This window comes from Streptomyces sp. bgisy159 (assembly GCF_057707805.1).
Window position 1 is genome coordinate 63,778 of record NZ_JBYIQX010000019.1, and the last position, 24,233, is coordinate 88,010.

Sequence of the window (24,233 nt, forward strand, 5' to 3'; positions counted from 1 at the left end):
GGTTTCGCGCGAAGGGGGACGCGGAGGGAGGCATGCGCAGTAGGCGGGTCAGGCCCGCTCGAGCCCCGGGCTGCCCGCCTCGGTGACGAAGGAGGCGGCCGTGGTGATCGCCGCTCCGGGCCGGCTGACGGCGGCGACGGTCCGGAAGTCGGCGCGGGCCGCGTCGCGCCCCAACTCGACCCGGACGTAGCCGCGTCTGCCGTTGTAGAACCTCATGTGGGGGTTGGCCGTCATCAGCGTGTCCCAGTTGCCCGGCTTCTCCGCCCCGTCCTTGCCGCTGGCGATGGAACTGCACGTCAGTTCCGTCCCCACCGTCCTGGACCCCGGGTCGTCGAAGTCCTCCTTCAGGTCGAAGGCGTAGGCCACATGGACGTCCCCCGTCAGGACCAGCCAGTTGTCCAGCCCCGCCGCCCTGGCCCCGTCCATCACCCGCCGCCGGGACGCGGGGTAGCCGTCCCAGGCGTCCACGGAGACCGTGGACTGCGCGTTGAGGTTGAACCTGCGCTGGGCGAAACACACCTGCTGGGGCATCACCTTCCACCGGGCGCGCGACGACCGCCAGCCGTCGATGAGCCAGCGTTCCTGGGCGTCGCCGGTCAGCGTCCGGGACGGATCGGTGCTCTCCGGGCCCGGGACGTGCGGCCGGTCGCCGTAGGCCTGGTCCGAGCGGTACTGCCGGGTGTCGAGGATGTCGAACTGCGCGAGGTCGCCCCAGATCAGCCGCCGGTAGAGCTGAGCGTTCGGCCCGCTGGGCAACTGGGCGGCGCGCAGCGGCTGGTTCTCCCAGTAGGCCCGGTAGGCCGCGGCGCGCCGGGCGAGGAACTGCTCCGGGGGCTCGCCGTTCTCGCTGACGGAGCCGGCGTAGTTGTTCTCCGTCTCGTGGTCGTCCCAGGTGAGGACGAAGGGGTGGGCGGCGTGCACCGCCTGCAGGTCGGCGTCGCTGCGGTAGAGCGCGTAGCGCAGGCGGTAGTCCGCCAGCGTCGTGGTCTCGTGGCCGAACACGTCGGGAAGGACCGCGTCACCGGTGTAGCCGCGGGCGCCGCCGGCCGGGTCGACCGGGTACTCGTAGATGTAGTCGCCGAGATGGAAGACGACGTCGACGTCCTCCCGCGCGAGATGCCGGTGAGCGGTGTAGTAGCCGTCCGGGTACGCCTGGCAGGCCACCGCGGCCAGGCGCAGGCTCGGGGTCGCGGCGCCCGCGACGGGCGCGGTGCGGGTACGGCCCGTCGGGCTGATCCAGGCACCGACCCGGAACCGGTAGTAGAAGACGCTCGACGGGGCGAGCCCCTGGACGTTGATGTGCACGCTGTGCCCGTACTCCGGGAAGGCGGTGGTGGTTCCGGAGCGCAGCACGACCGTGAACCGCTCGTCCAGCGCCAGTTCCCACAGCACGGCGACCCGTTCCGCGCCGAGCCCGCCGTCCGCCTCGAACGGTCTCGGGGCCAGCCGTGTCCACAGCAGGACCGAGTCCGGCAGCGGGTCGCCCGAGGCCACGCCGAGGGTGAAGGGGTCCTCCGTGATCCGGGCCGCGTCCCGCTGCGGTGCGACCATCGCGCCCTGGGCGGGCAGGTTCGTGGTGAAGGCGAGGGCCGCGGCCGCCGCCGTGAAGGTGAGGAAGCGGCGGCGGCCGACGCGCGGGGCGGCGGCGCGCAGCACCGCGTCGTGCGGGGACGTGAGCTCGATCGGCGTGGTGCGGTGGCCCGTGCGCGCCATCTGACGTCCTTTCAGGAAAGGGCGAGAAAAACGGACCACGCATACTAATCAGACAAAAACGCTTGAAATCCGGTGATTTGCCGTAACAGTCACACGAGAGGTGGACGGTGGCGCACAGCGCTGCGCCGCATCGGGTGATGCCGAACGGCGACGATCGCCCCGGAGGCGGGGTGTGCGCGGGCCGTTGCGGGGCATCCGGACTGTCGACATATCCCCCGGGAGGTGCGGTGAACGGCGGAGTGATGGCGAGTCGGAGCAGGATCGAGGCCGAGCGGGCGGCGCGGGGTTCGGGTACCAGATGGGCCGCCAGAGCCGGGCTGACCGCACGCGGCGTCATTTACCTCATGGTCGGGGTGCTGGCCCTGCGGATCGCGTTCGGCGACGGCTCCGGGCGGCAGGCGGACCGCCGGGGCGCCCTCGCCGAACTGGGGGAGAAGCCCTTCGGCTCGGTTCTGCTGTGGGCCCTGGGCGCCGGTCTGGTCGGCATGGCGTTGTGGCGGCTGTCGGAAGCGGTCTTCGGCTCCGTCGGCCCCGGGGGCCGGAAGGCGAAGAAGCGGGCGCTGGCATGCGCCCGCTGCCTCTTCTACTGCTTCGTCGCCTACTCGGTCCTGCAGTTCGCCGCGGGCTCGGGCGGCGGGGGCGGTTCCAGCGACGAGCGGTCCCGGGATGTCACGGCCCGGCTGCTGGGGGTGTCCGGCGGCCGGTGGATCGTCGCCGCGATCGGCATCGGCATCGTCGTCGCGGGCCTGTGGATCGGTGGCCGCTCCCTGATGGGCGCCCACCGGGACAAGCTGCGGACGGGGGAGATACCGCCGCGTCTGCGCCGACCCGTCGACCTGACCGGCGTCGTGGGCGGCGCTGCCCGCGGTCTGGTCTTCGCGGTCGCGGGCTCCTTCACCATACGCGCTGCGATCGCCTACGAGCCCGACCGGGCCAAGGGCTTCGACGACACCCTGCGCTCTTTCGCCGAGACCCCCGCCGGACCGAGCCTGCTGGCCTGTGTCGCGGTCGGGCTCGTGCTGTTCGGGGCCTTCTCGTTCGCCATGGCCCGCTGGCGCCGGGTCTGACGGTGAGCACCCCGGCGCCGCCTGTGCCCCGCGGCCCGCGCCGTCACGGCCGGCGCCGCGGCAGCAGCCGGGGCCGCCGCCGGGCGAGCCGGGCGCAGGCCAGGCCGATCAGGGCGCCGGACGTGACGTCGTTGGGACAGTGCGCGCCGGACTGGACGCGCTCGAGGGCCACCAGGGCGGCCGCCGTCCCGCACACCGTGCCGGCCGCCGCGACGGTGAAGGCGGTCGCCGCCGCGGTGCGCCCGGAGGGGAACGACGACCTCGGACTGGCAGATGAAGATCTTCTGGTCCAACCGCAGCTGGAAGGCCACCACCACCGAGCAGGTGTCCGACGACCGGATCGCCTGGACCTGCTGGTGATCGAGTACAACCCCAGCGGCCTGTTCGAGAAGACCGGCAACATCTGGCGGGCCCAGGGCCACCGTGCACGCCTCGACCTGAAGAACTACGTCCGCTTCATCACCCTCAAGGGGGAGGCGGACGACGGCGCGAACGAGGAGGAAGAGCCTGAGGAGTCCGAGCGCGCCGGCCGCGGGAGCCGCCGTTGACGATGCCGCATTCCGGAGCCTTACGGTCGCGATGGCGGCGGTGAGATCGCTCTGGTCGACACGCTGGACCGACTCCTCGCCGGGGGCGTCGTCGTCAGCGGCGACCTCACCGAGGAGCAGGAGGAACGGATCGGCCTGACCCTGATGCTCCTCGACGACCGCATGACCGAACTTCGTGAGCGCTACGGCCTGCGCCCCGAGGACCTCAACCTGGACCTCGGCCCGCTGGGCCCGCTGCTCCCTCGTGAGTGACTCCTGAGACCGCGCGGACCGGCAGCCGGGAGGCCGCCGCCGGTGATACATGTAGGCGCATGAACACGCCAGCAACGAGCCCGGCAGCCGGCGCGGCGGCCGGCCCGCCGGTGCGGATCGGTGCCCTCGTCCCGCTCTCCCCGCCCGGCTGGGTCGAAGCGGGCCGCCACCTGCTCGCCGGTCTGCAGCTGGCGGTGGACGAGGTCAACGAGGCCGGCGGGGTCGGCGGAAGGGCGCTGGAGCTCGTGGTGCGGGACACCGCGGCTGATCCGCGGCGGGCCGTGGCGGCCGTGGACGAACTGGCTCGGCTCGGCGTGGTCGCCGTGGCCGGGGAGTACCACAGCGTCGTCGCTCGCGCCGCCGCCGGCCGGGCGGACACACTCCGCCTGCCGTTCCTCTGCTCGTCGGCGGTGCTCGACGAACTCGTCGAACAGCCGACGGACTGGGTGGCGCGCCTGCCCCCGGCGCAGTCGCGAGGCTGGCGCATCTACGCGGACCACCTGCTCGGCGCCGGTCACAGCCGTGTGGCCGTGGCGACCCAGCCGAGTGCGTACTGGGCGTCGGGGACGGGGATCCTGCGGGACCGCCTCGCCGCACACGGCGGCACCGTCACCGAACTCGACATGCGTGACCTGACTCCCCCCGCCCTGTGCGCCGCCCTGCTCGACGACCGGGCGACCGCCCTTCTCCTTCTCGTCGGCTTCCCGGAACCGGCGGTTTCGATCGTCAAGGCGGTGCGCCGGGACCAGCGCCTCGCCGAGGTCGTGATCGGGGCTCCGGCCGGGCAGCCCGAGTTCACCGCATGGGCGACGGCGCTGGGCGACGACGGCTCGGCCACCCCGTTCCTGCGCTATCTGCCCGAACCCCTCGGCCCACAGGGCGTCCGGGTGGCGAGCGCCCTGCGCGAGCGACTGGGCCAAGCGCCCTCCTTCGTGGCCTTCGAGGGCCACGACACCGTCACCGTCCTCGCCGAGGCGCTGCGGGTCGGCTGAGTCGACCGGTCGCGCGTCGCGGCGTCGTGGCCGCACCTCGCGGTGGACGGCACCCGCGGCCGGATCCGGTTCTCCCGACCGCCGGGCAGCACCGTCTGGCAGTGGGCCGAAGCGCCGGTCCACGTCGTCGACCGGGATCCGGCGAACCCCGATCGCTTCCGGACCCGCCATGCCGGCCACGGCGGACCGGTAGCGCCGGGGGACCTCGTGCCGCCGAGGACCTCGGACCGCTGACAGGCCGCGAGAGCCCCCCGAGGAGCTCCGCGAGCGAGCCCGCGCCCCCGCTCCGGGCCGTCGCCGCCACTTCGCAGGGATCGGTGGCCGCCGGAGCGAGGGGGCCGCGCGGGCGGCGGTCGGGACACCGCCAGGTCGCCGGCCGCGTCGCCTCGCCGGAGCGCGCCCGCCCGGCGGCCGGTGTTCCCCACCGGCCCGGGGCCTCGACCGTGCGGGCACACACGGCACGTCCGCCGAGCCCGGGGTCACACCGTCCGGGCACGGAACGCCTCCCCGGGCACAGCACGCCCACCGAGGCGGCCGCGGGCTCTAAGGGAGGAGCACCAGTCGCCCGCGCAGCCCGCCCTCCGCGAGCCGCGCGTGCGCCTTGGCCGCGTCGTCCAGGGCGAACGTCTCGGCGACCCGCAGGGTCAGCGCCCCCTCGTCCACCAGCCGGACCAGTTCGGCCAGGCGCGCTCCGTCCGCGCGCACCTCCACCGCGTGGGTCCGCACCCCGCGCACGGAGGCCGGCTGGGCCTGCGGGATGACACCGACGTACACGCCGCCGTCCCGCACCCGCTCCAGGGCGGGCGCGCCGAGCACGGCGGCGTCGAGTACGGCGTCGAAGCCGGTGCTGTCCGCGCCGTCACCGGTGAGGAAGCGGGCCGCCCCGAACGACCGCAGGAGTTCCTCGTCGTCCTTTCTGGCCTGCGCGGTCACCGACATGCCGAGGCGCGCGGCGAGCTGGACGGCGTACCCCCCGACCGCGCCCGCCGCGCCGGTCACCAGCAACGACCGCCCCGGCGCCGGCTCCAGCAGGTCCAGGGCCTGCGCGGCGGTCAGCGCGTTCAGCGGCAGCGTCGCGGCGTGGACAGGGTCGGCGGTGGCCGGCGCGGCCGCGACGGCGTCGGTGTCCACGACGACGTACTCGGCGTGTGCGCCGAGGGCGCCGTCCACGCCGTGGTCCAGCGCCACCACCTCGTCCCCGACGCTCCAGGTGCCGGCGGTACCGACCGCGTCCACGGTCCCGGCGACGTCCCAGCCGAGCCCTGTCTGCCGGCCCGCGCCTCCGAAGATCCCGGACCGCACCCCGGCGTCCACCGGGTTCAGCGTGGCCGCCGCGACCTTGATCCGTACCTGCCGGGCGGCCGGCTCGGGCACATCGACGTCCACGATCCGTACGTTCTCGGGGCCACCGAACTCCGTCACCACTGCAGCACGCATGGTCAGAACTCCTCATATCGTCGTCAGATGCGGGGGACTTGACCGTCTTCCGCCCCGCCGCACGCAACCCTAGGAAGAGTTACTATCTCCGAGGAAGTAGTTACCTGGAGGTGCCTACCTCACCGGGAGGAGAGCCATGGCGACCATGACAGCGGCCCAGCGGCGAGAGCAGGCGCGGGTGGAGTACGACGCGTTCCTCCGCGACTGCCCCACCAACCAGCTCCTCGGCCGCCTCAGCGACAAATGGGTCAGCCTGGTCGTCGCGGCCCTGTCCTCGGGTCCTCTGCGCTACAGCGACATCAGTCGCAAGATCGCCGGTGTCAGCCCCAAGATGCTCACGCAGACCCTGCGTGCCCTGGAGCGCGACGGCATCCTCACCCGCACGGTCACCCCGTCGGTCCCCGTCCGCGTCGACTACCGGCTCACCCCGCTCGGCAGCAGCCTCGCCCGGCTGCTGAAGGCCGTGAAGGTCTGGGCGGAGACCCACTTCGACGAGGTCCACGCGGCACGGGAGCGGTACGACACCGAGAACCCGCAGGACGCCAAGGGCTGAGGCCCCGGTCGGCCGGGGGCGTCACCGGCTCGGTGCGGGGCAGCCCGAGTCGGCGAGGACGTAGTAGCCCGGGGAGGTCTGCAGCAGGGTGTGGACGGTGAAGGTGTTCCACAGCCCCATGGGCCGGCCCGAGCCCTGGGCGTAGGTGTAGCCGCCGCTCCGATAGGCGCGTCCGGCGGCCACGTGGTCGTAGTTGTCGGCCGTGTGGCAGGTGGGGGTGAAGCCGGTGGTGGTCGCGGTCACCACCGCGGAAGCCGCCCCGACCCTGCCCGCGGCGTCCACGGCCGCCACGCTGTAGCCGTAGGTGGTGCCGGTCGCCAGGTCGACGTCCGTGAACGAAGTCGCCGGGGCGGTGCCCACCCGGGCGCCGCCCCGGTGGACCGTGTAGGAGGCGGCCCCGTCGACGGCCTGCCAGCGCAGGCCGACGGTGGTGTCGGTGGTTCCGGTGACCGTGAGGCCCGCGGGCGCGGGCAGGGCGTCCCCGTCCTGCCCGCCGCCGTCCAGGCCCCAGAACCGGGCGGTGTGGTAGCTGGAGCAGATGGTGTCGAGGTAGTAGGTGCCGGTGCTGCCGCACTGTTCGACGCCGCTGCCCGGGTCGACGGCGAGACCGTGGGACATGCCGGACACGGAGTAGACCTCGACGGCGGGCCGGCCGGCGCGATCGTCGTAGACGGTCAGCGTGGTGCCCCCGCTCAGGCTCTCGGTGCGGCTCGGGGTCTGGCCTATACCCCACAGGTCGGTCCACTGGTCGCGCAGTTCGGTGGCGTTGGCGGGCCGGACGGTGGTGTCGGCCGTGCCCTGCCAGATGGCCACGCGGGGCCAGGAGGTGGTACCGGAGGGGGCGGCGGAGCGCGCCAGGTCGCCCCACTGGGCGGGAGTCCTGTCCGGCGGGGCGTACATGCAGGTGTAGGCGGTGGCCACGCTGTCCGCGCAGTAGGCGGGCAGGCCGGAGTCGATCGCCCCGCCGGCGAACACGTCGGGGTAGGCGGCGAGCAGGTCGGCGGTCATGCCGCCGCCGGCGGACAGCCCGGTGATGTGGACCCGCCCCGTGTCGCTGCCGTACCGCGCGACGGCCGCGTCCACCATCTGCTTGATCGACAGCGCCTCGCCCCGGCCGCGCGTGCTGTCGCCCGGCTGGAACCAGTTGAAGCAGGAGTTGGCGTTGTTCGCGCCGCTGGTCTGCGGGAGGACGAGCGCGAAGCCGTAGGTGTCGGCCACCTCGGGCCACCCGGAGTGCGCGAAGTAGTCGCCCGCGCTCTGGGTGCAGCCGTGCAGGGCCACGACGAGCGGGGCACCCGGGGGGAGGCCGTCGGGCGCGTACGTGTACATGGACAGGTTGCCGGGGTTCGTGCCGAAACCGGTGACCTGGGTGAGCCCCGCGGCGGACGCCTGCGGACCGGCGGCGAGCAGGCCCGCGGTGAGGACCAACGCGCCCACCGATGCCCTGAGCGGGCGGCGCACACCGCTCATCAGGCGGCTGGTGGGGGAGGGGGTGAGGGGGAGCGGCTCTGTCATGATGCGGTCTCCTGGGGGGGAAATGTCCTCGTCCGGCGCCGGGGCGCGGGGCCCGGCTCGGCCCGTTCCGGCCCGCCCCCGCACGGCTGGGAGCCGGCCTGAGGTGCATCATCGGGGCCGCAGCACATGGGTGACATGGTCTGGACAAACACGGTCGGTGCGGTCCCTGTGTCCCGGGCGTCCATGGCCGCACGCGGCCCCGGCCGTGTACGGCACGGGGCTGCCGGCGCCCGCTCGGCACGACAGACACGACCGGGCGGTCGGGGTGGCCGAAGAACGGGTACTCGGCCCGGGCGGTTCCGGCGCGGACCCGGCGTCCGTGCCGCCGCAGACGACCACCGGCCTACGCGGAGGGAACAGAGATGAGCACAGTGAAGGAATCGGTCGAGGTCGAGGTACCGGTCCGCACCGCGTACAACCAGTGGACCCAGTTCGCGGAGTTCCCGAACTTCATGGAGGGGGTCGAGGAGGTGTCGCAGATCGACGACACCCACAACCACTGGACCACCAAGATCGGCGGAGTGCGTCGGGAGTTCGACACCGAGATCGTCGACCAGCTCCCCGACGACCGGATCACCTGGCGGACCATCAGCGGCGACACCCGGCAGAAGGGCACCGTCCGCTTCGAGAGCATGGACGACACGCACACGCGCGTGGAGCTCACGATGGACGTCGAGCCGAGCGGGATGGCGGACAAGACGGCCGACTGGCTCGGGATGGTCGACCGCCGGGTCAAGGGCGACATGCGCCGGTTCAAGACCTACGTCGAGGAGCACGGCCGGGAAACCGGCGAGTGGCGGGGCCGGGTCACCCCGGGCTGAGCGACCGCCCCAGGCCCGGCGACCGCACCGCGGCCCGGACCCGTCACCGGTCCGGGCCGCGAGGACGGCGGAGCCCGACCGGGGAGGACTCACCCGGCCGAACCCACCGGCCCCCTTCCCCGCGCTCCGGACGAGGCCTCACCGCGCCGACGCGATCGCGTGCAGCTTCTCCAGCCGCGCCCTCGACTCACCGTCCACCGGCACGTACGTCACCATCCGCGCGCCCAGCTCCGGGCTGAGCCACAGGTCGCTGTGGTCGACGGTGATGCGGCCGACGTGGCGGTTGAGGAACTCCTTGCGCTTGGTGCGGTGGGCGCCGACCTCGTGCCGGTCCCAGTTCTCGCAGAAGTCGGGGGACTGCTCACGCAGCCGCTTCAGCAGCATCTTCCAGGCGGGTTCCCCGAGGTGCCCGGCCATGGCGACCCGGAAGCGGGCGGCCATCAGACGCTGGGCCTCCTCCAGGTGCACGATCGAGGACCGCCAGTCGTCGTTGGTGTGGGAAAGGATCAGGCAGTTGCGGTCCTCCGGTGCCACCGCGTCCAGGTCGCACAGCAGCAGGCCGTAGGTGCGGTTGTAGGCGAGGATGTCGTACCGGTCGTTCTGGACCGCCGCCGGCAGCGGTTCGAGCTGGTCCAGCAGTGCCCGCACCGCCGGAGTCACCGACGGACAGCTGTGCGCCGGGGTCGGGTCCGCGGCGCCGGCCAGCTGGAAGAGGTGGGCGCGCTCGCCGGCGTCGAGCCGGAGGGCCCGGGCCAGGGAGTCCAGCACCTGGACGGAGACCTGGATGTCACGGGCCTGTTCGAGCCACGTGTACCAGGTGACGCCGACCGCGGAGAGCTGGGCCACCTCCTCACGGCGCAGCCCCGGTGTGCGCCGCCGACGGCCGCGGGGCAGCCCGACCTGCTCCGGGGGGATCCGCTCACGGCGGCTGCGCAGGAAGGCGGCCAGTTCATGGCGGCGGATCTCCGTGCCGCGCGGGGCGGCGGAGGCGGCTTGCGTGTCCTGGGCCGACATCGTCATGGTCCCAGGGTGCCGTCCCGCGCGTACTGTTTCCAGGTGCTGCTTCTACCAGGATAAGGACACTCTGGTACCCCCTTGAGGGGCGGCGCAGGCTCGGTGCCGTGACCGAAACAGCCACTCCACGCCTCGTCCGTTCCCGACCGGAACCGGCCGCGCTCGGCGGCGCCGGCCTCTTCACGGTGCTGCTCGCCGCGGCCCTGCCCCTGGTCGACTTCTTCATCGTCAACGTCGCCCTGCCCACCATCGGCCGCGACCTCGGCGCCGGCGAGTCCCTGCTCGAACTGGTCGTCGCCGGGTACGGCGTCGCCTACGCCGTCCTCCTCGTCCTCGGCGGACGCCTCGGCGACCTGTTCGGGCGCCGCCGGTTCTTCCTCGGCGGCATGGCCGCCTTCGGCGTCACCTCGCTGGCCTGCGGGCTCGCGCCCGACGCGTGGAGCCTGGTGGCGGCCCGCATCGCACAGGGCGCCGCCTCCGCCGCGATGCTGCCGCAGGTCCTCGCCACCATCCAGGCCGCGACATCCGGGCCGCGCCGCGCCAGGGCGATGAGTCTCTACGGGGCGACGGCCGGCCTGTCCATGGTGGCGGGCCAGGTTCTCGGGGGCCTGCTGGTCGCCGCCGACCTGTGGGGAACCGGTTGGCGCCTGGTCTTCCTGGTCAACGTCCCTGTCGTCGTCCTCGGTCTGGCGTTCGCCACGCGCACCGTCCCCGAGACCCGCTCCCGGCGCCCCGAACCCGTCGACGGCCCCGGCACCGTCCTGCTCGCCGTGGCCCTGCTCGCCCTGCTGGTGCCCCTCACCGAGGGCCGTGCCGCGGGCTGGCCGCTGTGGACCTGGCTGTCGCTGGCCGTGTTCCCGGTCGCGACCGGCGCGTTCTTCGCGGTGGAGCGCCGGGCCGACCGCGCCGGACGGACGCCGCTCGTTCCGCCGAGCCTGTTCACGCTGGTGACGCTGCGGCGTGGACTGGTCATGATCCTGCCGTTCTCGATCGGCTTCAGCGGCTTCATGTTCGTCGTGGCGGTCGCCCTCCAGCAGGGCGCGGGCCTCGGCCCGGTGGCCGCGGGGCTCGCCCTGGCCCCCCTGGCGGTGGCGTTCTTCTTCACGTCCCTCGCCGGGCCCCGGCTGGTCGCCCGCCACGGCACCCGCGTGATCACCGCCGGCGCCCTGCTCCAGGGCCTCGGCCTCGCGCTGATCGCGCTGGCCGCGTGGCGGTCCTGGCCGGACCTCGGCGTCCTCGGACTCCTGCCGGGCGGTGCCGTCGCGGGCGCCGGGCAGGCGCTTCAGCTCCCCGTCCTCTACCGGATCGTCCTCTCCGAGGTACCGACCGCCCGGGCCGGGGTCGGCAGCGGCGTGATGACCACCACCCAGCAGGCGTCCCTCGCCCTCGGCGTGGCCACGCTCGGCACCCTCTTCCTGACCCTGACCCCCCACACCGGCATGCGCGACGCGCTGCTGACGACCCTGCTCGTGCAGTTCGCCGGAGTCGTCCTGACGGGGCTGCTCAGCCTGCGACTGCCGCGCACGATCGGCTGACACGGCCCGGGCCGCTTCCACGGGGCACGCCCTGGTCCGGGCTTCTGCGGGCCCCGCGCCCGGCCGGGGCGCCCCTGGAGGCTTCGGCCCGTCGGCGCTGCGGGGTGCGGGGTGCGGGATTGGCTCGTGGTGCGGCCCGGGGTTCGCCGAGGCGAGGGCCTCGGGCGGGGGGCCCGGGGAACTCCCTCCGGGTCCCGCCCGCGGGAGTTCCCCCCGCCCGCGGGGCCACCGCCCGGCGCACCGGCCGGTCCTCCGCCTCCGGACCGACGGCGAGGGAGTCCGCCAGGCCGGTCCCCGGCGGTGCCACGCGTGCTCCGTCCACCGGCGAGCCGGGCAACGGGAGTTCCTCACCTGCCCCCTGGCCCCGGTCCGACGAGACAGCCGGAACAGCACCCGGGAGTGCACGAGGGTGGCAGCCGCGAAAGCGTGCACATGACGGCCAGCGCGGGCCGGCGGCGACCCCGAGCCGGTTGAACAGGCCCACGGGCAAGGCGCGGTGAATAGGGTTCAGACCATGCCTGGACTCCCCTCCTTGCCGTTGCCGGTCGGCTACCGCGGCCGGCCGGCCACCATCGCTGACGCCTGTCCGATCCACCGTCTGATCACCGCCCGCGAAGACGAGTTGTACGGCCGTGCCGAGACCGGCATCGACCGTGTCGCTGCCGATCTCGCCCTCCCGGGGCTGCACCTGGCGTCCGACACCGTGCTCGTTCACGACCGCCCGGGAGAACTGGCCGGCTGGGGGTGGGTGAAGGGACGGCGGGCCACGGTCGACGTGCATCCCCGTCACCGAGAGCGGGGTCTGGGGAGCGCGCTCGTGGCGTGGGCCGAGACGCGGGCCCGGCAGGCGGGAAGCGATCGGCTCGCCCAGTCGGTCCTCGACGGCGATGCGGCCGCCGTCGCGCTCCTGCGCTCCCGTGGCTACGAGCGTCTCGTCACCGAGTGGCTGCTGGAGATCGCGCTGCCCGTGGAGCCGGAGGTGCCGGGGCCGCCGGACCGCATCACCGTCCGGGCGTTCCGGCCCGGCGACGAACGAGCGGCCTACCAGCTCACCGAAGACGCGTTCGACGAATGGCAGCAGCGGCGCAAGTCCTACAGGGAATGGGCCCGGCACACGGTCGGACGGTCGACGTTCGCACCCGGGGCGTCACCCGTCGCGTTCGCCGGCGGCCAGATGGTCGGCGCCGTACTGTCCCTGGACGCCCCCGACAGCGACGAGGGATACGTCGAGCGGGTCGCGGTACGACACGACCACCGCAACCGCGGCATCGCCCGCACGCTGTTGCAGACAGCGTTCCGCGCCTTCCACCACCGAGGGAAGCGGACCTGCACCCTGTGGACGCACTCGGACACCGGCGCGCTGTCGTTGTACGAGCGGATCGGCATGACGGTCCGGCGCAGCGCCACGGTCTACAGCAAACCGCTCACCACCGGACAGCTCGGGCGCAGGGACCCGCCGTAGCCCTCGGACGGTGTACACGCGCTCGGACGCGAGGACGCTCGCCCGGGACGACACGACGCCCTGGCCTCCCGCGCGTCGTCCGTAGGACAGGATGGTCCCATGAGCGTAGTGAAGATCAATGTCCTGACCGTGCCCGCCGAGCAGCGGGAGACCCTCGAGAAGCGGTTCGCCTCGCGGGCGCACACCGTGGAGGGCTCCGACGGCTTCGAGTGGTTCGAACTGCTGCGTCCCGTGGAGGGCACCGACACGTACCTCGTGTACACCCGCTGGCGGGACGAGGAGTCGTTCCAGGCGTGGATGGAGGGCCCGATGAAGGCCGCCCACCAGGGCGGCGGCGAGGGCGCCGAGCGGCCCCGGCCGGCGGCAAGCGACTCCACCCTGTGGTCCTTCGAGGTCGTCCAGCAGGCCGGCCCCAAGGGCGCCTGAGGCGATACCGGCAGGACGTCCGCCGACCGCCCGGCGGGCCCGCGCGAGGCGGACCCGCCGGGAAGACGCCGGTGAGCCCACGGCAAGGGCGGACGAGGTGACGGCGCGCCCGCGCGGCAGCGGCCGGCATCGCACCCGCGGGGCGCCACCCCGATCCGCCCGGCGCCGGCGAACCCTTCGTCCGCTGCGGCGCCGCCGGCCTCCACCACCCGCAGGCGACCGCGCTGCCCTACGGGCTGCTCAGTAGCCGAATACCTGGGTCCACGTCCAGTCGCTCGTGACCACCCCGACCCCGAGGGTCTTGAGCGAGCAGTTGAGTATGTTCGCGCGGTGGCCGGGGGAGTTCATCCAGGCTTGCATCACGCTCGCCGCGGAACTCTGGCCCTGGGCGATGTTCTCGGCCCCCGGACTCGGGTAGCCCTGCGCTTCGGCCCGGTCGACGAACGTGCTGCCGTTGAGCCCGGTGTGGGAGAAGTAGTCGTTGGCGGACATGTCCTCGCTGTGCAACTGGGCCGCCCTGGCCAGACGGTCGTCGAGTGTCACGGGGGCGCATCCCGCTTTCGACCGCTCGGTGTTGGTGACGGCGAGGACCTGGGCGGCGGGTCCCCCGGCGGAAGGGGCGGCGAGCGCGGACGCCTGAGGCGCCTTCTGCCGCGCCGGTGCCTTCTGCGGCGTCGAGGCCGTCGCGGGAGAGGGGCGCGCCGAGGACTTGTCGGGACGCGGTGTGGCCGAGGGCTTCGGCGTGCGGGACGCACCGGCCGACGCGTCTGCCGACGGCGACGACGAGGGGGACGAGGCGGACGGGCTCGGCGCGGTGGGCGTGGGCACGGCGGACGCCGCACCACCCGATGACGCAGACTGCACCGTGTCCCCCTCGCCGTCCGGCGTCAGCAGGACTGCCCCGGTTATGGTGCCGCCGGTGATCAGCAGTGCCACGGCCACGGCCGCCACGGTCCTGCCCCGCCGCTTGCGCTCCCGGTCCTGCGCGCGGCGGCTGGTGCGGGCGCCGACGACCGCCACCGGCGCGGACGACGCGGTGGGGACACCGGCGGATGTGGTTCCCGCGTCCGCGAATGCGGCGCCCCCGGGCCCGGTGTCGGCGGCCCCGTTCCCCGCGTAGGACAACGGCGTCGGGTCGGGCACCTCGTTCCCGGCGGGGGAGAACGGTGTCGTGCCGGATGCCACGTCCCCGCCGTAGGACAGCGGTGTCGCGTCCGCCGACCAGGAGCCGAGGCCGCCGAGCAGGCCTGCGGCCACCGGAACCAGTCCCAGCCCGACCAGCAGGCCCTCCGCCGGGACCAACCCCGCCTGGAAGCCCGCGCAGACCGTGCAGTCGCGGGCGTGACGGGCGATGCGCTTGCGCCACAGTGCCGAGGGGGTGCCGTCCCAGGCGGCGACCACGTCGTCGAGCAGCACACAGCGCGGCTGCGCGGCCAGTGCCCGCACCACCAGCCGGGCCGTCTCCAACTGTGCCTTCATCCGCTGGACGCGCACCGCCGTGTGCTGCGGTGACAACTCCAGCGCGGCCGCGACCTCCGCCCGCGTCAGCTCGCCCGTCGCCTCCAGCCACCACAGCGACAGCAGCGCCTGGTCGTCGGTGTCCAGCCAGCGGGTGGCCTCGGCGACCTCACGCCGCTGGCTCTCCAGCCCGAGCCGCACGATCGTGAGGTCCACGAAGTCGGCCCCGGGATCGGCGACGTCGTACGCGTCGTGCAGCGCGGAACTGGTCCGATCCGGACGGTGGTCACGCCAGTAGTGCCGGATCTGGTTCATGGTGACGGCAACCAGCCATGACCGGAAGGCGGCGGGGTCGATCAGCGAGCCGAGAGATCCGAGGACGCGGAGCATGGTCTCCTGCACCACGTCGTCGACGTCGGGGCGCCCGTTCAGGGCCCGGCCCACGATGTTGTACACCAGCGGGAGGCAGTCGGCGACGAGTTCGTCCTGGGCGCGCATGTCGCCACGCCGCGCCGCCTCGACCGTCTCCCTGCCGGGTCCGCTGCTCGCTTCCACGCTCGTCCACGCTCCTTCTGGTCCCTGGGCCGTTCTGCCCTGTCACAAGAGGAGAGCCGCCGCACCGAGCCGGATAACGGAAAAGGCCCTCGCCGATGTGTCCGCGCCGGGCAGCGCGGTGAACCGCGGTCCGTCCCGCGGCGGTCCACGGTCCTGAAAGCCGGCCCGGGCCTTTCCTCGCCGTGCGGCCCGCCACGCGTACGTACGCGCGTTCGACCGACATGAGGTGAGTCTCGCACAGGGTCGGGCGCGGGGCGGCCGGGCGGCGTACCGCCCCGTCCGCCCGGGTCCCCCAGCCGCCCGGGTTCCCCATCCGCCCGGTTCCCCGGTCGGCGGCGTCTTCGGCGTCGGCGATGTGCTGCTCAGTCGCGTATGCGGTCGAGCGTTTCGATGATGGCCGGTGCTCCGGCCCCACCGGTTGACTGGCGGCACACCACCAGAGAACGGGGGATCCTGGAATGCCGGCTCTTCGTACGGTCGTCCTGTTCGGGGCGACACTCAGCACCGGACTCGGCGCCGGACTGTTCTACTCGTATGCCTGTTCGGTCATGCCGGGACTCGCCCGCGCCGACGACCGGAGTTTCATCGAGGTCATGCAGCGGATCAACGTGGCCATCCTCAACGGATGGTTCATGGCGTCCTTCCTGGGCGCCCTGGGGCTGATCGGCGTGGCAGGCCTGCTGGAACTGAGGGGCGGCAGCCGGACGGTGCTGCTGTGGATCGGCGCGGCGGCCGTGTTCCAGTTGGCGGTGCTGGTCATCACCGGAGTGGTCAACGTCCCGCTCAACGACCGCCTGGCGGCCGCCGGGGCACCCCACCACATCGCCGACCCCGCCGCCGTCCGGGCGGCCTTCGAGGCCACCTGGGTCCGCTGGAACGTGGTCCGGGCGCTTTCCGGAACGGCCGCTTTCGCGTGTGTCTCCTGGGCCCTGCGCCTGTCCGCCCGGATACCCGAAGGCGGCTGAGTGCCTGTCGGCCCTGCCGGTGACCGGGCGCCGGGCTGCCATGAGGCAGGGTCTCTCCGGCGCCATGGCCGACGAGGTCTCCATCCCGCTCAGGCCTCCCGGCCGTCCCGGTACACCCGGGTGACCGGCCCCCGCTGCCGGGACCTGGCCCGATCCGCTCTGCCGGCTCGTCGATACAGTGCAGTTCATGTCGAACGCGTATCCGACCGAGCCCGGCGCCCAAGGCCCCTACGGGGCGCCCCAGCACCAGGCGTCGCAGACTCCGGACACCCCCTTCAGCCCGTCACAGCCCCAGGCCGCGCAGGGCCCAGGCCCCTACGGTGGTACCCCCGGCCCTCATGGCGCCCCGCACGCTCACGGCGCTCCCGGCCCGTACGGCGCTCCCGGCCCGTACGGCGCTCCCGGCCCTTATGCGCCGGGAACCGCGGGTTCGTACCCGCACCCGTTCGCACCGCCCCTCCCGCTCACCATGCCCGCCTCCGTGCGGGGCGCGCAGGTGGTGAACTTCTCCGTCGCGGGACTCGGACTGCTGCTCTCCGGCGTCGTGGGCGCCACCTCCGGCGCAGAGGCCGCAGGTCGGTCCACGGCGCAGTATCTGACGGCGCTCGTGCTCTTCGTCCTGGCCTTCCTGTACGCGAAGGCGGGCAACGGCGTCCGGATCACCTCTCTGGTGCTGGCCGGCCTGCAGGTCATCGCCGGCCTGGGCGCCACGGCGAACCGCGCCCCCCTCACCATCATTCCGCTCGGCGGTGCCATCGCGGTGATCGTGCTGCTCACCCAGCGCTCGGCGAAGCAGTGGTTCGGGCGACCCCGTACGCCCGGCGTACCGCCTCCCCCGCCGTACGTCTGACAGTTGCCGGCACCGCACCGCCTTCCCCAACCCCCGCTCCCGCCAAGGCTCTCGACGGCGAACCCGGGCCCTCCGGGCTTCCGGTCACCGAACCTCGCTCGTCCTTCCGGCGCCATCGAGCCCGGTCGGTGTCCCGCCCGGTGCGAACGAGGAGCGGAAGGTGAAGGCGTACGGCGCGGAGCCGTATGCGTGGAGATGCTCCAGCCTTGAGACCCCCTCCTGCCATGTGGGTAGCACACCGTCGGCGACCCACCAGAGCACGTAACCCGGCTGCGCCGTCCGCTCGAACCAGTCGTAACGCCTGTTGAGCGCCGTGCGGTGCAGACCGGTGTAGACGGCGTCGAAGGCGGATCGCAGGTCGCTCCAGAGCGAGAGGGTCGTGGCGAGGGCGGTGGTTTCCGTGCTGCGGCCCTTGCTGTACCAGGCCGGAACGACGAACTCTCCCCACTCACCCCAGTCCGCGTCGAAGAGCGCGCCCTGGATGTGGTGTGCCGGTTCGGCACGAGCGATATGTCCGGGGTGTCGGCCGATCTCCCGGTAGACGGCCTCACCGCTCTCGTAGAACTCCCGCATGCTGGGCGTGGGATCGGTGAGGGGCGACTGCAGAACGCCGAACGTGTACAGAGCAAGCTGGGGCATGCGTATCTCCCTGGCCGAGTGGGCCTGGTGGGGAAGTTCCTGACGGTCTCGCCGTCCGGGCGCGGGATCGGTTCGACGGCCCGCCCGTCGGGTGGGGAGTTTCGGGCGTGGTCGACTCGGCCTGACGGGACTTCTGCGCGGCTGCGGGTGCCGCCGAACGACAGGGACGATAGCCATCTCGACCGACTCTGTCGAAGTTGCGTTTTTCCTCTTCAAGTGGCCTCTTGCCGAGGCTCTCCCGGACATTCGGCAGGGCTGCGTCGGATCACCCTGACGCACGACTTCGCCGCACCGGGGCACAGCGGCAGGGGAGTCCGACGCGCGTGTCGTGCGGGTTCATGCCGTCGTGCTGAGGCGCGTGCGCAGGTTGTGGAACTGGCGGGTCTGCATGATCAGGTGGGCGGGTTCCCAGAACAGGATGTCCATGGGCCGGGTCAGGGGCCGCGGGCGGCTGCGGCCGCGCGTGCGGACGACGAGCCGGGTCCTGCCCCCGGGCTCCGGCCGGAGATGGAAGCCCCAGATCGCGTCGGTGTACGCCCGCGGTGGCGCGTCGAACCGGTCGTAGGGGCGTCCGGACGGGAGCGTGGTCAGCGAGCGCAGCACCAGGGTCCTCTCCGGTTCCAGGACAGCGACGACGAACCAGGCGTCGCCGCTCGGCAGGGAGTCCAGGTGCCGGCCCGTGTGCAGGTCCTGCCATTGCTCGACGATGCGTTCCGCGCTCGGGTGTCCGCCGTTGTCCAGGCGGTCCCAGCTGTACCAGCCACCGCGGTTGCAGCCCATCTGCACAAGCCAGCCCCAGACCGCCGGGGGCGGCGCCGGCAGGGTCGTGGCCATGGTCGACGACGCGTCGGCGTCGGGGACGAGGTCGTCACCCGGGTAGCCGCGGCCGGCTTCCTCGCCGGTCGCGCCCCAGGTCAGCACCCGCGGTCTCAGGAAGACGCCGTACAGGGCGAGGGCGGCGGTCGCCACGCCCAAGGAACGTCGCCCAGCCCGGGGCCGGTGCTTGCTCATGGTTCCAGCGTCTCAGCTCCGTCCCGGTCGCACCACAGGACACGGGAGCGTCACGCAACCGGGACCACTCATCCGAACAGCCCCTCGCGCCAACCCCCGGCAGATCTGCGGGACTTGAAGTGCGCGAGAGGTATTGACGCCGCCCACCTGAACCTCAATCATCCAGTTGCTCGGTACCTCGACCTTCGTTCGATATCACGAACATCTGGATCGTTCCCACCGGCATCCGGACAGCCTCTGCCGCGGCGAGCCGGAGCCGCTTGCCCAAGGATGACGAGGTCCCCATGCGCAGAGGTAGTTCCAGCCGCCGGCATCCGGCCGTGGCGCTCGCCGCAACGGAGGCGGCCATGGCCGCGCCGGGGGCGATGCTCGCCGGCGGTCCGCTTCAGGCGGCCACCACGGCCGGCACCGGAGCGCAGATCCACACCTGTGACGGCGGTGCGAACCGGCAGGCGCGGGCGAACGCCGACGACACGCTCGTCGGGGTGCTGTTCGGGCCGTGCCTGGACGTCGGCGGCGGCGGTACGGCCCACGGCACGTGATGTCCCCTGCCGCACTTGGGGCCCGTGGCCCTCCCTCGGTCGCGGGCGGCAAGTACGGGTGTGGTCGTGCCGACCGGACGTCCAGCTCCGCAGCGCCACCCGCGCGCACTTGATCACGGGCGCGTCACCGTGCCCTGCAGACCCGCCAACGAGTGGCTTCCGCTCCGCCTACCCGGAAGGAATTCCCATGGTTCCCCCACGCAGTCGACTGCTGCGCCTCCTCGCGGCCACCGCACTGACCGTCACCGCCTGTGTCACCGCCTCCGTCGGCACGACCGCCGAGGCCGCGCCGGGCAGCCCGGCGCTCACGCCGCCGCTGGGCTGGAACAGCTGGAACAGCTTCGGATGCGGGATCACCGAGGCACAGGTCCGCGAGGCCGCCGACGCGATGGTCTCCTCGGGCATGCGCGACGCCGGCTACGAGTACGTGGTGGTCGACGACTGCTGGTTCGACCCGCAGCGTGACACGGCAGGCAACCTGCGGGCCAACCCGACCAAGTTCCCCAGCGGGATGAGAGCGCTCGGCGACTACATCCACGGCAAGGGCCTGAAGTTCGGCATCTACCAGGCTCCCAACGAGAAAACGTGCGCGCAGGGCGTGGGCACCTACCCCGGCGCCACGGGCAGCAAGGGCCACGAGACCCAGGACGCCGCCACGTTCGCCTCCTGGGGTGTGGACTACCTCAAGTACGACTGGTGCTCCGGCAGCGGCACCCTCAGCGAGCAGGTCGCACGGTTCTCCCTCATGCGTGACGCCCTGCGCGCCACCGGCCGTCCGATCGTCTACAGCATCAACCCCAACAGCTTCCACGCCCCCGCCGGCGACAGGTACGACTGGGGCGGCGTCGCCGACCTGTGGCGGACGACCGAGGACCTGCTCGACATCTGGCAGAACAACAACACCAACAGCTATCCGATGGGCGTCGGCAACGTCCTGGACGTCACCGCGCCGCTGGCGGCGCAGTCGGGTCCGGGGCACTGGAACGACCCGGACATGCTGGTCGTCGGCCGCCCCGGCCTGTCGCTGACCGAGTCCCGCTCCCACTTCGCCCTGTGGGCGCTGATGGCGGCCCCGCTCATGGCCGGCAACGACATCCGCACCATGTCCGCGGATGTCAGCGCGATCCTGCGCAATCCGCGTCTGCTGGCCGTGAACCAGGATCCGCTGGGAGCGGGCGGGCGCAGGGTGCGCGACGACGGCGCCACCGAGGTGTTCGCCAAGCCGCTCGCGGACGGTTCGGTCGCGGTGGGCCTGCTCAACCGCGGCGGCAGCGCGACGACCATCACCGCCACGGCCGCTCAGGTCGGCCTGTCCGGAGGGTCGTTCACCCTGACCGACCTGTGGACCGGCACCACGTCGAGCACGTCCGGTCAGATCTCGGCGCGCGTCCCCGCGCACGGTGTCGCCGTGTTCAGGATGACCGGCGGCAGCCCTCTCGACGCCACCACCGGCCGCCTGCGCGGTACCGGGTCCGGCCGCTGCCTCGACGTGAAGGGCGCCTCCACCGCGGCCGGGACGGCGACGCTGCTCTGGGACTGCCACACCGCCGCGAACCAGCTGTGGACCACCTGGGCCGGAGGCGAGATCCGCGTCTACGGCGACAAGTGCCTGGACGCCTCCGGCCAGGGCACCGCCAACGGAACGCCGGTCATCATCTGGCCCTGCAACGGCCAGAACAACCAGAAGTGGACCATGCAGGCCGACGGGTCGGTCCGCAACGTCCACGCCGGGCTGTGCCTGGACGCCGACCACGCGGGAACGGCCAACGGGACACCAGCCATCCTGTGGACCTGCAACGGCCAGAACAACCAGAAGTGGACCACGCTTCCGTAACCCGCCACCCCCACCACCCCCGGCAGGGTGCCGTCCGGCGTCACGAGTGCCTCCGTCCTGCCGCGCGGTGCCCGGCCGGACGGGCTCGGAACTCGGCGCGCGCGTTCCTGGCCGTCACGGCCTGTACCGCACGGCGGACCGGCAGCCATCGCGTGATCCCGTGAACGACTCGGCAGGCACGGCGAGTCGCCGGGCGGCGGCCGGGCCGCGCCACCGGAGCCGGGAGACGAACCCAGCGCCCCACCCGGGACACCGCCCCTGAGCCGGTGGCGCCGTTCCGCGATCGATACCACCGCGTTCACGGAACGGCACTCCGGTGCGTTGACAGAACGGCACCGCACTCCCATCATGGGAGCGCTCCCACGCGCGGGTCGGACCGCCGTCCCACCTCGGCCCCACCGCAGTCACAGCGCACCTGCGCAGGCCACCGCGTGTCCAGGCACCACCGCCGTCGCCCCGCATCAACGCACGTACCCGTTGTCCCATGCCACCGGCGCGGAACGTCCTGCCGCGTCGACACCCTGCCTGCGGCACGGCCCGGCAGCCGCCTGCCCCCGCCCGTCCGCCGGACTCCAGGAAGGACCCCATGCCCCCTCTGCTCAGACACCGCCGGCCGGCCGGTGCCGGCCCCCACCTTCTCGCGCGCACCGCGACCGCCCTGGCCGGCGCACTCGCCCTGCTGGCACCGGTGGCCGCCGCGGGCCCCGCGTTCGCCACCGAGCCCCGGACGGCCGCCGTCGCGGACGTCGAGGTAAGGGTCAACACACAGGCGGCCCTGGGCCGGCTGTCCGGCACCGCCCGGGGTGTCAACACCGCCATCTGGGACTCGCACATGAACGATCCCGAGGTCGTCGGCCTGATGAAGGAGGCCGACGTGGGCGCGATGCGCTACCCCGGCGGCTCGTACGCCGACATCTACCACTGGGAGACGCACACGGCGCCCGGCGGATACGTCGCCCCCGGCACCGGCTTCGACGCCTTCATGGGCACCGTCCGCGCCACCGGCGCCCAGCCGATCCTGATCGCCAACTACGGCTCCGGCACACCCGAGGAGGCGGCCGGCTGGGTCCGCTACGCGAACGTCACCAAGGACTACCACGCGAAGTACTGGGAGATAGGCAACGAGATCTACGGCAACGGCCACTACGGCAGCGGCTGGGAACACGACGACCACGAGGACAAGAGCCCCCAGGAGTACGCTCGCGAGGTCCGCGCGTACGCCACGGCCATGAAGGCCGTCGACCCGACCATCAAGATCGGTGCGGTCCTCACCATGCCGGGCAACTGGCCGGACGGAGTGGTCGGTCAAGGCGACTCCGGCGACTGGAACAACACCGTGCTCCCGGAAGTGACCGATGTCATCGACTTCGTGAGCGTCCACTGGTACGCGGGCGGGGCCGACACCACCGCCCAGGACGCCACGGCCAGACTGGCGGGACTTCCCGGCGAGCTGCGCGAGGTGCGCAACCAGCTCGACAGGTACGCGGGCGCCGACTCACCGCGCATCGGCATCGCCCTCACCGAGATCAACACCAACACCGGCGGCGCCCGGCTCACGGCCCGCCCCAACGGCCTGTTCGCCGCCGACGCTTTCATGACGGCCCTGGAGAACGGCGTGTTCACCGTCGACTGGTGGAACACCCACAACGGCGTGGACCGCATTACCACGGTCGACGGGGAGACCGACTACGGCGACATGGGGATGCTCTCCAGCGGCGGCTGCTCCGGTGACGTCTGCGAACCGGCACCGAACACGCCGTTCCACCCCTACTACGGCATGAAGATGACCGGCGAACTGGGCACCGCGGGCGACACCATGGTCGCCGCCGCGTCCTCCGGGCAGGACCTCTCCGCCCACGCGGTGCAGCGCCGCGACGGGCGTCTGAGCCTCCTGCTCATCAACAAGAACCCCGAGACCGCACATACGGTGGACCTCGCGTACGCGGGCTTCACCCCGTCCGCCGACGCACCCCGCGTCAGCCGCTACGCTCGCGGCGACAGCGACATCACCCAGGTCGCCGACGGCGAGGCATCCGCCGCACAGGTCACCGTGCCGCCGTACGGGATGCTCACCCTCACCCTCACCCCGCGAGCCGGCACCGGACCCGGCGCATCGGCCGCCGGCGCCCCCGGCACGCCGAGGCTGGAGGCGGTGGCCGACACCACCGCCCGACTGACCTGGCAGGGTGCCACGGGGGCCGCCCGTTACCTCGTCCAGGAGCGCGACGGCGCGCACACCCATCTGGTCGGCGAGACCAGCGGCACGTCCGTGACCCTGCGGAACCTGCCCCCGGGCAGCACCCACACGGTCAACGTCCTGGCCGCCGACGCCTCCGGACGTCTGTCCGCCCCGTCCGATCCGCTGACCTTCACCACCGGCACACCGTCGGACGCCCCTTGCGCGGTGACGTACCACCGCGACACCGGCTGGGGTGACGGCTTCGTCGCCACAGTCACCGTCCGTAACCTCTCCGACACCCCCATCACCGGCTGGACCATGGACTGGGACTGGCCGACGGAGGGGCAGTCCGTCTCCTCCGGCTGGAACGCCACCTTCCACCAGACCGGACGGCATGTACGGGTGACCGCACCCGAGGGCGCGGGCCCGCTCGCTCCGGCCGGCGGATCGACGGCCGCGTTCGGATTCGTCGGCGCCAACGACGGGCCTACCACCGATCCGACGGTCTTCCGTCTCAACGGCGCTGTGTGTTCCAGCGGTTGAGACCTGCGGAATCAGCCGACCGCACGTTCCGCCGCCGGTCCCTGTCGGCGGAACGTGCGGCGCCGCTGCTCCCTTCGGGCATCCCTGCCCGAGCCGGTTCCGCCTCCCACGGGACTGAGTGTGACGACGAGCCGGCGGAGGGGACCCGTGCCCGCGTCCGGGCCGGGTGGACACCGGCGATGCGCCCGGGTCGCGCACCCGGCAGGTCGTGGCCACCGGCAGCGGAGCACCATGGCGGCCGACGCACGGGTGCCGGCCCTACCGAGCAGCACGACGTGCGTGCGCTCGGCCAGGCGGCTGTACACGCTCGCGCTACGATCTC

19 protein-coding genes and 3 pseudogenes are annotated in these 24,233 nt (G+C 72.9%); 14 read left to right on the plus strand and 8 right to left on the minus strand.

Going from position 1 to position 24,233, the window contains the following annotated elements; all coding sequences use genetic code 11:
• Positions 1-48: 48 nt before the first annotated feature.
• Positions 49-1,713, minus strand: a complete 1,665-nt coding sequence (locus AC3ET3_RS19745) for an alkaline phosphatase D family protein (protein ID WP_435612570.1) — start codon at positions 1,711-1,713, stop codon at positions 49-51.
• 242 nt (positions 1,714-1,955) lie between these two features.
• Between AC3ET3_RS19745 and AC3ET3_RS19750 the strand changes: the two genes are divergently transcribed.
• Positions 1,956-2,780: a DUF1206 domain-containing protein gene (locus AC3ET3_RS19750; protein ID WP_435612571.1), complete on the plus strand. Its 825-nt coding sequence runs from the start codon at positions 1,956-1,958 to the stop codon at positions 2,778-2,780.
• A 43-nt stretch (positions 2,781-2,823) separates the two neighbouring features.
• Here the strand turns inward: AC3ET3_RS19750 and AC3ET3_RS19755 are convergent.
• Positions 2,824-3,012: pseudogene (locus tag AC3ET3_RS19755) on the minus strand (phosphatase PAP2 family protein); the annotation flags it as partial.
• A gap of 11 nt (positions 3,013-3,023) precedes the next feature.
• Between AC3ET3_RS19755 and AC3ET3_RS19760 the strand changes: the two are divergent.
• The 3 genes and pseudogenes from AC3ET3_RS19760 to AC3ET3_RS19770 form a co-directional block, all read left to right on the plus strand.
• Positions 3,024-3,307 (plus strand): annotated as a pseudogene (locus AC3ET3_RS19760) (SRPBCC family protein); the annotation flags it as partial.
• A 30-nt stretch (positions 3,308-3,337) separates the two neighbouring features.
• A complete protein-coding gene (gene gvpK / locus AC3ET3_RS19765; protein ID WP_435612594.1) occupies positions 3,338-3,580 on the plus strand; it encodes a gas vesicle protein GvpK in 243 nt (80 codons plus the stop codon).
• Positions 3,581-3,639: 59 nt separating this feature from the next.
• Positions 3,640-4,806, plus strand: a pseudogene (locus AC3ET3_RS19770) (ABC transporter substrate-binding protein).
• Between the two features lie 309 nt (positions 4,807-5,115).
• Here AC3ET3_RS19770 and AC3ET3_RS19775 read toward each other — a convergent pair.
• Positions 5,116-6,009, minus strand: a complete 894-nt coding sequence (locus AC3ET3_RS19775) for an NADP-dependent oxidoreductase (RefSeq protein WP_435612572.1) — start codon at positions 6,007-6,009, stop codon at positions 5,116-5,118.
• Positions 6,010-6,145: 136 nt separating this feature from the next.
• Between AC3ET3_RS19775 and AC3ET3_RS19780 the strand changes: the two genes are divergently transcribed.
• Positions 6,146-6,562 (plus strand): winged helix-turn-helix transcriptional regulator, encoded by a 417-nt coding sequence (locus AC3ET3_RS19780; RefSeq protein ID WP_432135339.1) that lies wholly within the window; start codon positions 6,146-6,148, stop codon positions 6,560-6,562.
• 21 nt (positions 6,563-6,583) lie between these two features.
• Here AC3ET3_RS19780 and AC3ET3_RS19785 read toward each other — a convergent pair whose 3' ends face one another.
• Positions 6,584-8,032, minus strand: a complete 1,449-nt coding sequence (locus AC3ET3_RS19785; RefSeq protein WP_435612595.1) for an extracellular catalytic domain type 1 short-chain-length polyhydroxyalkanoate depolymerase — start codon at positions 8,030-8,032, stop codon at positions 6,584-6,586.
• 407 nt (positions 8,033-8,439) lie between these two features.
• On the opposite strand from AC3ET3_RS19785, the gene AC3ET3_RS19790 reads away from it, so the two are divergent.
• Positions 8,440-8,898: an SRPBCC family protein gene (locus AC3ET3_RS19790; protein WP_432135337.1), complete on the plus strand. Its 459-nt coding sequence runs from the start codon at positions 8,440-8,442 to the stop codon at positions 8,896-8,898.
• Between the two features lie 138 nt (positions 8,899-9,036).
• Here AC3ET3_RS19790 and AC3ET3_RS19795 read toward each other — a convergent pair whose 3' ends face one another.
• Positions 9,037-9,918 (minus strand): helix-turn-helix transcriptional regulator, encoded by an 882-nt coding sequence (locus tag AC3ET3_RS19795; RefSeq protein WP_435612573.1) that lies wholly within the window; start codon positions 9,916-9,918, stop codon positions 9,037-9,039.
• 101 nt (positions 9,919-10,019) lie between these two features.
• On the opposite strand from AC3ET3_RS19795, the gene AC3ET3_RS19800 reads away from it, so the two are divergent.
• The 3 genes from AC3ET3_RS19800 (at position 10,020) to AC3ET3_RS19810 (ending at position 13,335) form a co-directional block, all read left to right on the plus strand.
• The gene (locus AC3ET3_RS19800; protein ID WP_435612574.1) at positions 10,020-11,447 is read left to right on the plus strand and encodes an MFS transporter; all 1,428 of its coding nucleotides are present in this window, start codon (positions 10,020-10,022) and stop codon (positions 11,445-11,447) included.
• A 514-nt stretch (positions 11,448-11,961) separates the two neighbouring features.
• The gene (locus tag AC3ET3_RS19805; RefSeq protein ID WP_432135334.1) at positions 11,962-12,909 is read left to right on the plus strand and encodes a GNAT family N-acetyltransferase; all 948 of its coding nucleotides are present in this window, start codon (positions 11,962-11,964) and stop codon (positions 12,907-12,909) included.
• 99 nt (positions 12,910-13,008) lie between these two features.
• Positions 13,009-13,335 (plus strand): antibiotic biosynthesis monooxygenase family protein, encoded by a 327-nt coding sequence (locus AC3ET3_RS19810; protein ID WP_432135333.1) that lies wholly within the window; start codon positions 13,009-13,011, stop codon positions 13,333-13,335.
• A 240-nt stretch (positions 13,336-13,575) separates the two neighbouring features.
• Here AC3ET3_RS19810 and AC3ET3_RS19815 read toward each other — a convergent pair whose 3' ends face one another.
• On the minus strand, positions 13,576-15,291 hold the full coding sequence (locus AC3ET3_RS19815; protein WP_432157025.1) for a sigma-70 family RNA polymerase sigma factor: 1,716 nt from the start codon (positions 15,289-15,291) through the stop codon (positions 13,576-13,578).
• 515 nt (positions 15,292-15,806) lie between these two features.
• Here AC3ET3_RS19815 and AC3ET3_RS19820 point away from each other — a divergent pair.
• Both AC3ET3_RS19820 and AC3ET3_RS19825 read left to right on the plus strand, forming a co-directional pair.
• Complete coding sequence (locus AC3ET3_RS19820; RefSeq protein ID WP_432135332.1) at positions 15,807-16,313, plus strand: anthrone oxygenase family protein; 507 nt, start codon at positions 15,807-15,809, stop codon at positions 16,311-16,313.
• A 187-nt stretch (positions 16,314-16,500) separates the two neighbouring features.
• Positions 16,501-17,163 (plus strand): hypothetical protein, encoded by a 663-nt coding sequence (locus AC3ET3_RS19825; RefSeq protein WP_435612575.1) that lies wholly within the window; start codon positions 16,501-16,503, stop codon positions 17,161-17,163.
• An 84-nt stretch (positions 17,164-17,247) separates the two neighbouring features.
• Here AC3ET3_RS19825 and AC3ET3_RS19830 read toward each other — a convergent pair whose 3' ends face one another.
• Positions 17,248-17,802 carry a DUF3291 domain-containing protein gene (locus AC3ET3_RS19830; protein WP_432135330.1) on the minus strand — a complete coding sequence of 185 codons (555 nt, stop codon included), beginning with the start codon at positions 17,800-17,802 and terminating at the stop codon, positions 17,248-17,250.
• Positions 17,803-18,138: 336 nt separating this feature from the next.
• Positions 18,139-18,813 (minus strand): hypothetical protein, encoded by a 675-nt coding sequence (locus tag AC3ET3_RS19835; protein WP_435612576.1) that lies wholly within the window; start codon positions 18,811-18,813, stop codon positions 18,139-18,141.
• A 284-nt stretch (positions 18,814-19,097) separates the two neighbouring features.
• Between AC3ET3_RS19835 and AC3ET3_RS19840 the strand changes: the two genes are divergently transcribed.
• From AC3ET3_RS19840 to AC3ET3_RS19850, 3 genes are all read left to right on the plus strand, one after another.
• On the plus strand, positions 19,098-19,355 hold the full coding sequence (locus AC3ET3_RS19840) for a hypothetical protein (protein ID WP_435612577.1): 258 nt from the start codon (positions 19,098-19,100) through the stop codon (positions 19,353-19,355).
• Positions 19,356-19,542: 187 nt separating this feature from the next.
• Positions 19,543-21,189 (plus strand): glycoside hydrolase family 27 protein, encoded by a 1,647-nt coding sequence (locus AC3ET3_RS19845; protein WP_432135327.1) that lies wholly within the window; start codon positions 19,543-19,545, stop codon positions 21,187-21,189.
• 586 nt (positions 21,190-21,775) lie between these two features.
• Positions 21,776-23,911 carry a cellulose binding domain-containing protein gene (locus AC3ET3_RS19850; protein ID WP_435612578.1) on the plus strand — a complete coding sequence of 712 codons (2,136 nt, stop codon included), beginning with the start codon at positions 21,776-21,778 and terminating at the stop codon, positions 23,909-23,911.
• Positions 23,912-24,233: the final 322 nt, after the last annotated feature.

What these genes read in the sequence shown, in the direction of transcription:
- AC3ET3_RS19745 (WP_435612570.1), bottom strand. Translation starts at nt 1,713, where the DNA reads ATGGCGCGCACGGGCCACCGCACCACGCCGATCGAGCTCACGTCCCCG.
- AC3ET3_RS19750 (WP_435612571.1), top strand. Translation starts at nt 1,956, where the DNA reads ATGGCGAGTCGGAGCAGGATCGAGGCCGAGCGGGCGGCGCGGGGTTCG.
- AC3ET3_RS19775 (WP_435612572.1), bottom strand. Translation starts at nt 6,009, where the DNA reads ATGCGTGCTGCAGTGGTGACGGAGTTCGGTGGCCCCGAGAACGTACGG.
- AC3ET3_RS19780 (WP_432135339.1), top strand. Translation starts at nt 6,146, where the DNA reads ATGGCGACCATGACAGCGGCCCAGCGGCGAGAGCAGGCGCGGGTGGAG.
- AC3ET3_RS19785 (WP_435612595.1), bottom strand. Translation starts at nt 8,032, where the DNA reads ATGAGCGGTGTGCGCCGCCCGCTCAGGGCATCGGTGGGCGCGTTGGTC.
- AC3ET3_RS19790 (WP_432135337.1), top strand. Translation starts at nt 8,440, where the DNA reads ATGAGCACAGTGAAGGAATCGGTCGAGGTCGAGGTACCGGTCCGCACC.
- AC3ET3_RS19795 (WP_435612573.1), bottom strand. Translation starts at nt 9,918, where the DNA reads ATGACGATGTCGGCCCAGGACACGCAAGCCGCCTCCGCCGCCCCGCGC.
- AC3ET3_RS19805 (WP_432135334.1), top strand. Translation starts at nt 11,962, where the DNA reads ATGCCTGGACTCCCCTCCTTGCCGTTGCCGGTCGGCTACCGCGGCCGG.
- AC3ET3_RS19810 (WP_432135333.1), top strand. Translation starts at nt 13,009, where the DNA reads ATGAGCGTAGTGAAGATCAATGTCCTGACCGTGCCCGCCGAGCAGCGG.
- AC3ET3_RS19815 (WP_432157025.1), bottom strand. Translation starts at nt 15,291, where the DNA reads ATGCGCGCCCAGGACGAACTCGTCGCCGACTGCCTCCCGCTGGTGTAC.
- AC3ET3_RS19820 (WP_432135332.1), top strand. Translation starts at nt 15,807, where the DNA reads ATGCCGGCTCTTCGTACGGTCGTCCTGTTCGGGGCGACACTCAGCACC.
- AC3ET3_RS19825 (WP_435612575.1), top strand. Translation starts at nt 16,501, where the DNA reads ATGTCGAACGCGTATCCGACCGAGCCCGGCGCCCAAGGCCCCTACGGG.
- AC3ET3_RS19830 (WP_432135330.1), bottom strand. Translation starts at nt 17,802, where the DNA reads ATGCCCCAGCTTGCTCTGTACACGTTCGGCGTTCTGCAGTCGCCCCTC.
- AC3ET3_RS19835 (WP_435612576.1), bottom strand. Translation starts at nt 18,813, where the DNA reads ATGAGCAAGCACCGGCCCCGGGCTGGGCGACGTTCCTTGGGCGTGGCG.
- AC3ET3_RS19840 (WP_435612577.1), top strand. Translation starts at nt 19,098, where the DNA reads ATGCGCAGAGGTAGTTCCAGCCGCCGGCATCCGGCCGTGGCGCTCGCC.
- AC3ET3_RS19845 (WP_432135327.1), top strand. Translation starts at nt 19,543, where the DNA reads ATGGTTCCCCCACGCAGTCGACTGCTGCGCCTCCTCGCGGCCACCGCA.
- AC3ET3_RS19850 (WP_435612578.1), top strand. Translation starts at nt 21,776, where the DNA reads ATGCCCCCTCTGCTCAGACACCGCCGGCCGGCCGGTGCCGGCCCCCAC.